We start from the raw sequence: 13,238 nt of genomic DNA, 5'->3' as shown, positions 1-13,238 counted from the left end.
TAATTTTAAGAAAACTATTTACATTTTGCTTTAATTGTATATAATAGTAAATATAAGAAATGATAATCATTATCAATAAAAGAGGTGTTTATATGTCTTTAATTTTATCTAAAGTGGGAGAAGAAGTAACTATAAAAAAAATAACAGGAAATGCAGAAACAAAAAAATTTCTAAACAGCTTAGGGTTTATTATTGGAGAAGGAGTTACAATAGTATCAGATTTAGGTGGAAATTTAATAGTAAATATTAAAGGTGCTAGAATAGCATTAGATAAAAGTATGGCTAGCAGAATACTAGTATAGGGGGATTTAAAATGACTACATTAAAAGATATTAAATGTGGACAAACAGTAAGAGTAAAAAAAATTCAAGGAGAAGGTCCTGTTCGTAGAAGAATTATGGATATGGGAATTACAAAAGGAAGCGAAATTTATGTTCGTAAAGTTGCTCCATTAGGTGATCCTGTTGAAATTAATATAAGAGGTTATGAATTAACTCTTAGAAAGTTTGATGCAGAAATGGTAATAGTTGAGTAATTTAAAATAAGGGGGAATAAATAATGGCAATAAAAATTGGATTAGCCGGTAATCCTAACTGTGGTAAAACTACAATGTTTAATAACCTTACAGGTGCTAAACAATATGTTGGAAACTGGCCTGGAGTAACAGTTGAAAAAAAAGTAGGTAAATTAAAAGGTCATGCTAATGTTGAAATAGTTGATTTACCAGGTATATATTCTTTATCACCATATACATTAGAAGAAGTTGTAACTAGAAATTTTATGTTTGATGAAAAGCCTGATGCAATTATAAATATAATTGATTCATCAAATATTGAAAGAAATCTTTATTTAACTACTCAAGTATTAGAACTTGGTATTCCAACTGTAATTGCATTAAACATGATAGATGTTGTAGAAAAAAGAGGAGACGTTATTAATCTTGAAAAAATATCTCAAATTTTGGGATGCCCAGTAGTTAAAACAAGCGCATTAAAAGGTACTGGTACTAAAGAAGTAGCATTAAAAGCAATAGAAATTTCTAAAAATAAAAATTCTAATAAATTTAATATGAATTTTTCTAATGAAGTAAAATCTGCATTAGATGAAATTAAAAGTTTAATTCATTCTTCAAATTTAAATCAAATAGATGCTAATGAACAATGGTTAGCAGTAAAATTATTTGAAAGAGATAGCAAGTTAATTGAAAAAATTAATATTCCAAGTGAAACAATGAATAGAATTGAAAATATAGTGTCTAAATGTGAAAAAGAATTTGATGATGATGCAGAAGGTATCATAACTGCTGAAAGATATGAATTTATAGGATCAATAGTATCAAAAATTATAAAGAAAAAAGATAATTCAAAACATACCCTTTCAGATAAGATTGATAAGGTAGTTACTAACCGTATACTTGCATTACCTATCTTTGCATTAATAATGTGGGGCGTTTATTATATTGCAGTAAGTTCTTTAGGTGGAATTCTTACAGATTGGACAAATGATACTTTATTTGGAGAAATAATAGGTGAAAATGTAGCGGCTTTTCTTGAAAAAATAGGAACTGCTCCTTGGCTTCAAGGTTTAATAAATGATGGAATAATTGGTGGTGTTGGTGCTGTATTAGGATTTGTTCCTCAAATAATGTTATTATTTTTCTTATTATCATTATTAGAAGACTGTGGATATATGGCAAGAATTGCATTTATAATGGATAGAATTTTCCGTAAATTTGGCCTTTCAGGAAAATCATTTATTCCAGTACTTATTAGTTCAGGATGTGGAGTTCCAGGTATAATGGCTACTCGTACAATGGAAAATGATAAAGATAGAAGAATTACAATAATGCTTACAACTTTCATACCTTGTGGTGCTAAAATTCCTATAATTGCACTATTTACAGGTGCAATTTTTGGTGGAGCATCTTGGGTAGCACCTTGTGTTTATTTTCTAGGAATATTCATGATAATAATATGTGGAATAATTTTAAATAAAACAAAAGTATTTAAAGGTGAACCTGCTCCATTCGTAATGGAACTTCCTCAATATCATATACCAAGTCTTAAGGGTGTATTAATTCATATGTGGGATAGAGCAAAAGCATTTATAATAAAAGCTGGTACAATAATATTTGTTGCTTGTGCAGTAATTTGGTTTACAAGTTCATTTAGCTGGTCATTACAAATGGTAGATGCTCAAGATAGCATACTTGCAAGCATTGGAAAAGTTATTGCTCCATTATTTACTCCACTTGGATTTGGAAATTGGCAATCAGCTGTTGCTACTTTATCTGGTTTAGTTGCAAAAGAAAATGTTGTTGGAACATTTGGTGTTTTATTTGGTATTGCTGAAGCTGCAGAAGACACTCCAGCATTAATGGCTCAAGTTAAAACAATGTTTACAGCAGCTAGTGGATTTGCTTTCATTGCATTTAATATTCTTAATGCTCCTTGTTTTGCTGCAATTGGTGCTATTAAAAGAGAAATGGGATCTTGGAAATGGATGTGGATTACTATAGGTTTCCAAACATTAACTTCATATATAGTTGCATTAATAATTAATCAAGTTGGAAGCTTTATTGCTGGTACTGGAAGTTTATTTGGTGCAATTGGCTCAATCTTAGTAGCAATAATTGCAATTTCACTTGCAGTACTATCAGGAAAAGATGTTAAAAGTGAAAAACAATTAAGTAATGCTCATTAATTAATTTATTTATTAATTATGATTATATAAGGAAGTGATAGTATGGTAAATTATATTATTGGCAGTATTATTTTAATATTATTAGTATTAGCAATTCGTCACATAATAAAAAGGAATAAGACTGGCAACTGTAGTGGTTGTCCAGGATGCTCAGATAAAAAATATTGTTATAATAAATTAGAAATCAAAAAATAACTATTACACTTTCTAACAAAATGGGGCTGTTGCACTAAAACTTTTATACACAATATATTGTTTTAAAAAATAAAAATTAATATAATATATTGTAGGATTTATTCTTAATGCGACATCCCAATTTTGTATATAATTATATAAAAAAAATAACATAGAGGAATTGTAATGGAAATTAGAAAGGCTGTAAAAAGTGATGTAAATAATATAATGAAAATTATTAAGCAAGCCCAAGAATACTTTAAAAATCAAGGTATAGATCAATGGCAAAATAACTATCCAAACATTGATACTATAAATTCTGATATTTTAAATGGAAATAACTATGTAATGATAAAAGATAATGATATTGTTGCAACAGCAGTAATTATATTTGATGGTGAAGAAACTTATAATAATATTTATGAAGGACAATGGCTTACTAATTCTAACTATACAACTATACATAGAATTGCTGTAGATAATACTTATAAGGGATTAGGATTATCTAAAATATTTATGAATAAAATAGAAGAATTTTCATTAAATAAAAATATACATAGTATAAGAGTGGATACACATAAAGATAATATTTCTATGCAAAAATTACTTAATAAATGTGATTTTGAATATTGTGGAATTATTAATTTAAAAGACGGAAGTAAAAGAATAGCTTTTGAAAAAATTATATAAATTAAATTTTAAATATTTAATAAAAAACTTATCATAAATTCAGAAGCCACTGAAAAACTAAAATTATTGAGTAAATATCAAAATTTTAGGAAAATTTCAGAGGTCAAATATGTCTAAAAAGTTAATAGAGAACCCTTAGAATCGCTTCTAAGGGTTCTCATTTTTTACCATGTAATTTAGACAAAAATAAAAGGCACTTTTTCAGTGCCCTCTAAATTCATGGTAAGTTTTTTTATTAAGATAAAGTAGTTTGAGTAAAATTTTACCAGTTATGATATAATAATTATTATTAGTATATTAAACTAGGGGGGTAGAATGAATATTTGGAATATCTTAAAAATAGATAAGACAAAAGATAAATCATTGATTAAATCAGCTTATTACAATATATTAACTTCAGTTAATCCAGAAGATAATCCAGAAGATTTTAAAAATTTGAGAACTGCATATGAAGAAGCTATTAAATACACTGAAACTAATGAAAATAATGATATTAAAAAGAATACTTCGTTAGATTTATGGCTAGAAAAGGTTAAAAATATATATGATAATTTTTCACTGCGAATAGATGTAAAAAAATGGACTGAAATACTAAATGCTGATGTTTGCATTTCCTTAGATACTAATAGTGAAGCTTGTGAAAAGTTACTTTTATTTTTATCAGAAAATATAAATATTCCACATAGTATTTGGAGTTTAATTGAATCTTATTTTAATATTAAAGAAAATAAAAATGAATTATATGAAAAGTTTCAATCAAAGTATATAGACTATATAATATATAAAATTGATCATGAAGATATTTTAAATTATTATTTATTCAAAATAGAATGTAATAAGGATTACGATACCTGGATTTACTTATATTTTGAAACTAGAGAGTATTTGAATAATAATAATATTGAAAAAATAAAAGAAAATTTAATTAAAATTAAAGAATTGAAAATTTATCATCCATATTTAGAATTGCTTGAAGCACGTTGTTTTATAAATTTTGGAGATTTAATTAATAGTAGAAAGATATGTAGTAAGCTAATAAAGGAATACCCTAATGATTTATTAATTGTTTATACTATGGCTGAAATAGAATGGGCTGAAAAAAATTATGAAATTGCAGAAAATTTATATAAAATGTGCCTTAATATTTCACCAGATAACTTAAACTGTAAGCTTGGTCTTGCTGATGTATGGCTTGAAGAAGGTAAACTTGAAAAATCTAAGGAACTGTTTATAGATTTAATTGATGTTGATAAATATGATAATTATATAAGAAATAGGCTTTCTTATATAAATCAAATATTAATAATAAGGCTTGAAAATCTAGTTAAGAAAAATCCCTACGATGATGCTTTAAAAATACAATTAGGGTGGTGCTATTATGAAAGTTCAAAATATAAAGAAGCTATTAAAATAATTATTAATTTGCACTCAAATGATCAGTATACAACAATACAAAAGAATATTCTTTTAGGTAGTTCATATTTTGAAATGAAAGATTATGATATTGCTTTAAGTTACTATTATTTATTAATAGAAAATTTTAGTGAAATTATTGATAAAAGTGAATTAGCCAATATATATAATAAGATTGGAAGAACTTATACAAAAACTAAAAAATATGAAGATGCAATATATTTTTATAATAAAACATTATATATAAATAAAGATAATATATATTATATTAATTGTAAATGTGATGTATTAATTAAATTAGGTAAATATAAAGAATGCTTTGAATTAACAGAAGAAGGATTAAAGATATGTAGTAATGATTATTTAATTTATGATTATAGAGCCGAATCATTATTTAATCTAGGACTTCTTAAAGAAGCTTTTGATTGTGCAAATACATCAATTAAAATTTATCCTTATTATAGCAATCCTTATTTAATAAAAATAAAAGTATTATTAGAATACAATGAAAATGAAAAAGTTATTGAGATTATTGATTATGTTAATAAGTTAGAAATACATGATAATGAAATTATGTTATATAAAGCAAGAGCTCTACGTAATTTAAATAAAAGTGAAGAAGCTGAAAGAACTATAAAGTCTTTATTATTAAATTTACAAGAAAATACTCCTGAATTAGATTTTATTAAAAGTAAGGCGTTTTATGAATTAGCAATAAGTGAATTAAATAAGGAGAATTTTAATAGTGCTTTAGAATTAATAAATGAAGCAATTTGTTTAGATAAAAATGATTTGGATAATTATTATTTACGAGCTTATATTTATAAATGTTGTTACCAATATGAATTATCATTAAATGATTATTTTCACTTATTAAATAATAATGGAAATATTGAATTTATATATTTTAATTGTGCTTGTATTTATAAAGAAATGGGTGAATTTAAAATAGCAAAAATTTATTTAAATAAACTTTTAAAGATAAATCCAAATTATCCAAATGCAAAAGAAGAGTTATTAAAATTAACATGAATTATAATTTGAAAAATATTATTTTCTTATCAAGGGGGAATTTATATGATAATAGGAATTGACCTTGGAACAACAAATAGCTTAGTATCTTTTTTTGGTGAAAATGGACCAATAATAATTCCAAATAAATTTGGTGAAAATCTTACTCCATCAGTTATCAGTATAAATAATGATAAAGAATTATTGGTTGGTAAAGAAGCAAAAGAAAGAATAATTGCTCATCCTGAGTGTACAAAGGCTGCTTTTAAAAGAAGTATGGGTAGTGATAAAGAGTTTATCTTAAATGGGTTAAAATTTACAGCTGAAGACTTATCATCTTTTGTTATAAAATCCTTAAAAGAAGATGCTGAAATTTATTTAGGTAAAAAAGTTGAAGAAGCAATAATAAGTGTTCCAGCTTATTTTAATGATAAACAACGAAAAGCAACAGAAAGAGCTGGAAAACTTGCCGGCTTAAAAGTTGAACGAATTGTAAATGAGCCTACAGCTGCGGCCATTGCTTATGGGTTGCATAATAAAAAAAATAATACTAAATTTTTAGTATTTGATTTAGGTGGAGGAACTCTTGATGTATCAATTTTAGAAATATATAAAAATATAATGGAAGTACGTGCAGTATCAGGCGATAATTATCTTGGTGGCGAGGACTTTACTGATATTTTAGTAAATATGTTTTTAAATCACAATAAATTAGATATTAATGATTTGGACTCTAAAACACTTGCAATAATAAAGAAAAATTGTGAAAAAGCAAAAATAGAATTTTCTACCCAAAAAGTTGTTACTATAAAATGTAATATTAATAATGCTCTATTAAAATATGAAGTTTCTATAAGTGAATATGAAAAATGTTGCCAATTATTATTAACTAAAATTAGAAAACCAATAGAAAGGGCTTTAAAAGATTCAGAAATTAAAACAAAAGAAATTGATGAGATTTTGCTAGTTGGTGGAGCAACAAGGCTACCGATAATTCGTAATTTTGTTAGTAAATTATTTGGCAGATTACCTAATACCTCAATAAACCCTGATGAAACTGTAGTAGTTGGTGCTGCTATTCAAGCAGCAATGAAAGAGCGAAATAAACTAATAAAAGATATTGTCTTAACAGATGTATGTCCTTATACTTTAGGAACAAATATTTCTATTCAAAAAGAAAAAAATTATTATGAAGAAGGACATTTTTGTCCAATTATAGAAAGAAATACAGTTGTTCCTGTTAGCAGAACTGAACGATTATATACTATATATGATAACCAACCTTCAATAAAAATAGAAATTTTACAAGGAGAAAGTAGATTTTCTAAAAATAATCTTTTATTAGGTGAAATTAATATTCCCATTCCTTTAAATAAAGCGGGAAATGAATCAGTAGATGTAACTTACACTTATGATATTAATTCTATTTTAGAAGTTGAAGTAACAGTAGTTTCAACTCAATTAAAGAAAAGGTTAGTTATAAAAAAAGATGATAATTATATGAGTGATGAAGAAATTGAAAAGCGCTTTAAAGAATTATCCTATCTTAAAATACCACCAAGAGAACAAGCAGAAAATAAACTTATTCTTTCAATGGGAGAAAGTTTATATGAAGAAACTGTAGGTAATTTAAGAAAAGAAGTAGAGTTTTATCTTAGGAAGTTTGAATCCTTATTAGATAATCAAGATAAAAATGATATAAGTTTAGCTGCAAAGGAAATAAAAGAAAAGTTTGAAGCTATTTCAAATAGTATAAAATGTTACTGATATTTTATTATATTAATGAAAATAATTGATTTGACTTAGGACCAAGGTGTTATTGACTTAGAGAGCTTGAAATATACATTAAATTATTTTATTCAAAGTAAAAATATTATAGAAATTGATGTTTGTGGAGAAAGTGAAATATTTAAATATGATTAAATAATAAAAAATAATGTATATAATTATACTGTAGAATTTTCATATCACTAGGTACATTATTTTTTATTATAAATATATTAAAGTATATAATATTAATTGGAGGGTATCTTTGAGTGAATACAATAAATTCGAAAATAATTCCAAAGAAAATTCTATAACTCAAGAGGATGAAGAAGAATTGTATTTATTAGGAATTCAAAAAAATGCAGATATCATTTGTATAATCTCTGATATTCTTTCTTATATAGCAACTATAGAAAGTATAGAATTAATATATAGTAGATATAATGATACAAATTATTCTGATAATCCAGATATACCAACATTACAATCAGCTATACTTCTTTTTCTCACTAGATTAATATATACACAAATAGCATTTATAAGATTTAATCATGTATATGAAAAGAAAATGAATGGTGAAATTACTTATTCATTACAACCTAATATGGATATAAATACTTCAAATATTTTAAAAACAATAGGGGCATTTTACTCTGTAATTGCTGCAATAGGAATATATTATAGAGATATTAGTCAGCCTATATTTGGAATATAAATAAAAACTGTATAAATTATTATTTTTAATATTTATGCAGTTTTTATTTACATTTACATAATTATCCCTATAATATAAAATAAAAGTGAATAAAATAGTGGAGAGTTTATTATATGAATAAAGCTATATTTTTTGATATAGATGGAACATTATTAGAATATCTTAATGGAATAACTGATATAACTCCAAAAGTTAAACAAGCTATTCATAAAGCATTTTATACATATCAAATAAATTAATTCCAAAGAATATCTTGTGGCATTGTTTCTAAAATTTCATTTAATATTTGTACTAAAGTATCTTTTTTTACATTTGCAGATGATAAAAGTTGTTTATATTTTCTGCTTCCAGTTTGACCTTGAAGCAAACTATGAAGAGGTGATGCCAACATATGGACATTACTTCCTTTTTCAAGTTCTTCTTGTACATATGGTATATATGATTTAATAATTTCTCCACGTGAAATAACTTTACTATTTTCATCATTTAATTTATTTAAATTAGCTAATAAGTAGCAATCTTCATATGAAGCCCTTCCTATCATAACTCCATCTACATTTTCAAGAGCTTTACTAATTGATTTTAGTGTTTTAAATCCACCGTTAATTTCAATATTTAAATAATTAAAATCTTTTTTTAGTTTATAAACCATTTCATAATCAAGTGGTGGTATTTCTCTATTATCCTTAGGGCTTAATCCCTTTAAAATTGCTGAACGAGCATGTACTGTATACCTATCAGGTTTTGCTTTAGAAATTGTATTTAAAAATTCTAATAAATCATCATATCCATTCATTATAATCTTAGCATTATTATCTTGAATTACATCAGTTCCATCAATCCCAATTCTATGTTTAATAGTAACTGGCTTATTAGTTGCTTCTTTCATTGCCATTAAAATTTCATATACTAAATTTTTATTTGACATTAATGATGCACCCATCAAATTTCCAGAAACTCTATCAGATGGGCATCCACAATTTAAGTTAATTTCTGAGTAATTATAAGAATCTGCTAATTTAACAGCCTTATAAGCATCTTCAGGATTGCTTGCTGCTATTTGCAAAGCAACATTTCCCTCATCTTCTCTAAAGTAAAGAATTTTATCTAAGTCACTATTTATAATTGCTTGTGCAGTTACCATTTCAGTATATAAAAGTATATCTTTGTTCATTAATCTACAAAAATATCTAAAATGTCTATGTGATTTATCTACCATAGGTGCAATGCTTATTTTAGGTGTTATTATATTTGAAGTATATTTTTCCATTTTTTTGTATCCTTTCTAACTTAAGAAATTAATTTAAAAATATCTTTTTTAGGTGTACAATATTTTATGTCAATGTTATTTATTTGTCAATTTTAATTTAAAGGAGAATTTTTATGCAACAAAATCAAACTGAAGAATTAGGAACCCTAAGTGTAGGTAAATTGCTATTTAAATTAGCCATGCCTGCAATTGCTGCACAAATAATTAATTTACTTTATAACTTAGTTGATAGAATGTATATAGGACATATAGCTAAAGTTGGTAAATTAGCACTTACTGGAGTTGGTGTATGTTTACCACTTATTATGCTTATATCTGCATTTGCTGCATTAGTAAGCATGGGATCTGCACCTAGAGCATCTATATTTTTAGGAAAAGGAGAAAAGGATAATGCTGAAAAAACATTAGGAAATTCATTTTCCCTATTAGTAATAATTTCTCTTATACTTACAATTACTTTTTTCTGTTTTTCTAAAGATTTATTATTAGCCTTTGGAGCAAGTGAAAATACTATAGATTATGCAGTTAGCTATATGAAAATTTATAGTATTGGAACAATTTTTGTACAATTAACTCTTGGATTAAATGCATTTATTAGTGCACAGGGATTTGCAAAAGTAAGTATGATGACTGTATTGATTGGAGCAGTTTGTAATATTATATTAGATCCAATTTTAATTTTTGGATTCAATATGGGAGTTTCAGGTGCTGCCTTAGCTACTATATTATCTCAATCACTATCAATGATTTGGATTATAATTTTCTTAACTGGTAAAAAAACAACTTTAAAAATAAAAAGAAAAAATTTAATACTATCAAAAAGTATTGTACTTCCATCAATTGCATTAGGTTTAGCACCATTTATAATGCAATCAACAGAAAGTATAATAGCTGTATGCTTTAATTCATCATTATTAAGATACGGGGGAGATATCGCTGTTGGTGCTATGACAATATTAACAAGTGTAATGCAATTTTCACTTTTACCTCTTACTGGATTAACTCAGGGTGGACAACCTATATTAAGTTATAACTATGGTGCAAGAAAGCCTGAACGTGTAAAAAAAGCATTTAAAATCTTACTTATATCATGTTTAAGTTATTCTATTATTTTATGGTCCTTAGCAATGCTAACACCAAAATCATTTGTTTTAATTTTTAATAATGATCCAGAGCTTTTAGAATTTACAGCTCATGCATTAAGGATTTATATGGCACTTTCAGGCATATTTGGAATACAAATAGCTTGTCAACAATCATTTATAGCTTTAGGAAATGCAAAAACTTCTTTATTTTTAGCACTATTAAGAAAAGTAATATTATTAATTCCTTTAATTTATATAATGCCTTTATTAATGGAAAATAAAACTAAAGCAGTATTTATGGCTGAACCAGTTGCTGATTTCATAGCTGTAACAACAACAGCAATATTATTTTATATACAATTTAGAAAAGCCATGTATGAAATTTCTGATGAAAGCTGTATAGATTTTAATAAATAAAAAATATCCAAATGGGTATTTTTTATTTTTATTTAGTTATTTAAATGATATAATATTTTCATAAAATTTCTTTAATATAGAGGAGAGGATACCAATGGATAAAATATTTTTAAAAGATACTGATGGTACGCCACAATTTGGCTGTACTTCATGTTATAAATGTAGTAGTATTTTTGGAAAAAGCTTATGTAAAATAAAAAATAGAGGATGTTGTTGGTATTTCCCAAAATTTACTTTATATGATATCCAAAAAATGGTGAGAACAACAGAGGGAATAGAAACTTTAAATATGATACTAAAATTGCCTAATGTAAAAATATATAATTATTATATACATGCAGTAGGTTCATTTGATAAGGATAGTTATGATAAATATATCGATGATTCTTGTACAAGTCCTTTAAACTATGCAAGTGCTGAAGATATACAAGAAGTACGAAATGCTATAATTTCAGAACAAGAAGAATATTTACTATATGAAGAATATAATAAATATGATTTAGCAGCAAAGAAAAATTTACATAAACCTCGTGTTATAAATGATGTTTCTATGTTTTTTAGAACATGTCCTTTTGTAATTGAAGGCAAAGGATGTAGCTTAAACGAAAAATTTAGAACTTATGTTTGTAATTTCTTTATATGCGATGAAATTACTGATTCTCTTATAAATAATGATGAATTTAAGAAATATAGGAAAGAAAGAGATAACTACATAAGATGGATAGAATGGGAGAATTCTTCATTAGAATCTATACTAAGTCATAATAGAGTAAATTTAATTGATAATTTTGATGAAGTAATTTCTATTTTTAAAGAAACAGAATTTGATGAATATGAATTTCCTATTTTAAATGAAATAGAGTTAGCTTAATGGGGATGTGGCATTAAGAATAAATACTACAATATATTGTGTTGATTTTTATTTTTTAAAACAATATATTGTGTATAAAAATTTTAGTGCGACAGCCCCATATATCTTTTATAATATTTCGAGTATTTCAACCTTATAGCTTTCCCCTGGAGCCATAACTTCAACAACATCACCAGCTCTTTTTCCTGCTAAAGCTTTTCCTAAATCTGATTCAATACTAATTAACATATCTTCAGGTTTAGCATCTAAGGTAGTTACAATTGTAACTATATCTTCAAAATCATCATCTATAAACTTAATTTTAGCTTTAGTATTAATACCAATAACAGACTTATCCATTCTCTCATCTTCAATTACTGTTGAAGTTGTAATTAGCGTTAATAAATGTTGAATTCTATTATCATTTTCTCTATATTCTTCACAAGCTGCTTTATATTCAGCATTTTCTGATCTATCTCCATGTGCTGCTGCTATTAATTTTTCTTTAGCTATCTCAGCCCTTCTTACAGTCATTCTATACTCTAATTCTTCTTGAAGTTTTTTAATATTTGATTCTGTTAATATCTTTTTCATATAAAAATCTCCCTCCTAAAATAGTATTATTATAAATGTTTATTATATCAAATGAAATATATTATTGGAATAAATTAATGATAATTTGTTTAATAATTCTAATTAAATTAAAAAAACATCATATTTTTGTATAAATAAAAATCTTCTAAACAAATATTTCTATATTTATAATATAATTATATAAAAAAATTAAATATTAAAATAAATTTTATAACGTGTAGTTTATCGATATTCAACGTAAGTCCATCTGTCAGTTTATTAATGTACATCATAGAACTTTTTATATTTTGTTATGAAATCTTTTACAAATACAAGTAATTTTTTATAAAAAAGTTAAAATTTTAAAAAAATATTGACAAATTTTAAAAGTAGAATTATTATAAAGATGTTTGATAGTCAAAATATTTGGGGGAGGAGTGAAAATTTTACTATTTAGAGGAAGTTATATTTCACATAAATATTTATTCGAAATTATTTTTTAGTTATAAAAGATGATATTAACTTATTATTCATTATGAATATAAATTAAAAATTAATATATTTTTTAAT

At 25.1% G+C, this 13,238-nt stretch carries 13 protein-coding genes; 11 read left to right on the top strand and 2 right to left on the bottom strand.

Annotation, left to right across the window (positions count from 1 at the left end):
• Window positions 1-92: 92 nt before the first annotated feature.
• From ACUN06_RS06980 to ACUN06_RS06940, 9 genes are all read left to right on the top strand, one after another.
• Window positions 93-302, top strand: coding sequence for a FeoA family protein (locus ACUN06_RS06980; RefSeq protein WP_294367913.1), 210 nt, complete (start codon window positions 93-95; stop codon window positions 300-302).
• An 11-nt stretch (window positions 303-313) separates the two neighbouring features.
• Window positions 314-535: a FeoA family protein gene (locus ACUN06_RS06975; RefSeq protein WP_294367918.1), complete on the top strand. Its 222-nt coding sequence runs from the start codon at window positions 314-316 to the stop codon at window positions 533-535.
• 23 nt (window positions 536-558) lie between these two features.
• Entirely contained in the window at window positions 559-2,703 is a 2,145-nt protein-coding gene (gene feoB, locus ACUN06_RS06970; RefSeq protein WP_449389528.1) for a ferrous iron transport protein B, read from the top strand.
• A gap of 42 nt (window positions 2,704-2,745) precedes the next feature.
• Window positions 2,746-2,898: a FeoB-associated Cys-rich membrane protein gene (locus ACUN06_RS06965; RefSeq protein WP_294127888.1), complete on the top strand. Its 153-nt coding sequence runs from the start codon at window positions 2,746-2,748 to the stop codon at window positions 2,896-2,898.
• Between the two features lie 165 nt (window positions 2,899-3,063).
• Window positions 3,064-3,567: a GNAT family N-acetyltransferase gene (locus ACUN06_RS06960; RefSeq protein WP_294128079.1), complete on the top strand. Its 504-nt coding sequence runs from the start codon at window positions 3,064-3,066 to the stop codon at window positions 3,565-3,567.
• A gap of 315 nt (window positions 3,568-3,882) precedes the next feature.
• Window positions 3,883-6,012, top strand: coding sequence for a tetratricopeptide repeat protein (locus ACUN06_RS06955; protein WP_449389527.1), 2,130 nt, complete (start codon window positions 3,883-3,885; stop codon window positions 6,010-6,012).
• Between the two features lie 45 nt (window positions 6,013-6,057).
• Window positions 6,058-7,758 (top strand): molecular chaperone HscC, encoded by a 1,701-nt coding sequence (locus ACUN06_RS06950; RefSeq protein WP_294367927.1) that lies wholly within the window; start codon window positions 6,058-6,060, stop codon window positions 7,756-7,758.
• 265 nt (window positions 7,759-8,023) lie between these two features.
• Window positions 8,024-8,473, top strand: coding sequence for a hypothetical protein (locus tag ACUN06_RS06945; RefSeq protein WP_294160948.1), 450 nt, complete (start codon window positions 8,024-8,026; stop codon window positions 8,471-8,473).
• Window positions 8,474-8,586: 113 nt separating this feature from the next.
• Window positions 8,587-8,712: a hypothetical protein gene (locus ACUN06_RS06940; protein ID WP_412334773.1), complete on the top strand. Its 126-nt coding sequence runs from the start codon at window positions 8,587-8,589 to the stop codon at window positions 8,710-8,712.
• Here ACUN06_RS06940 and dusA read toward each other — a convergent pair.
• The gene (gene dusA, locus ACUN06_RS06935) at window positions 8,709-9,743 is read right to left on the bottom strand and encodes a tRNA dihydrouridine(20/20a) synthase DusA (RefSeq protein WP_449389526.1); all 1,035 of its coding nucleotides are present in this window, start codon (window positions 9,741-9,743) and stop codon (window positions 8,709-8,711) included. The genes ACUN06_RS06940 and dusA overlap by 4 nt on opposite strands.
• A gap of 113 nt (window positions 9,744-9,856) precedes the next feature.
• On the opposite strand from dusA, the gene ACUN06_RS06930 reads away from it, so the two are divergent.
• Together ACUN06_RS06930 and ACUN06_RS06925 are read left to right on the top strand one after the other, a co-directional pair.
• On the top strand, window positions 9,857-11,245 hold the full coding sequence (locus ACUN06_RS06930; protein WP_291735984.1) for an MATE family efflux transporter: 1,389 nt from the start codon (window positions 9,857-9,859) through the stop codon (window positions 11,243-11,245).
• Between the two features lie 94 nt (window positions 11,246-11,339).
• Entirely contained in the window at window positions 11,340-12,116 is a 777-nt protein-coding gene (locus tag ACUN06_RS06925) for a hypothetical protein (protein ID WP_449389525.1), read from the top strand.
• Window positions 12,117-12,224: 108 nt separating this feature from the next.
• On the opposite strand, the gene greA is transcribed toward ACUN06_RS06925, so the two are convergent.
• The gene (greA, locus tag ACUN06_RS06920; protein ID WP_294127122.1) at window positions 12,225-12,689 is read right to left on the bottom strand and encodes a transcription elongation factor GreA; all 465 of its coding nucleotides are present in this window, start codon (window positions 12,687-12,689) and stop codon (window positions 12,225-12,227) included.
• Between the last annotated feature and the right edge of the window lie 549 nt (window positions 12,690-13,238).

It is taken from the genome of Clostridium sp. ETTB3 (genome assembly GCF_053571985.1).
Note: the sequence above shows the minus strand (reverse complement) of the source record. Positions and strands in the feature narration are given on the sequence as shown.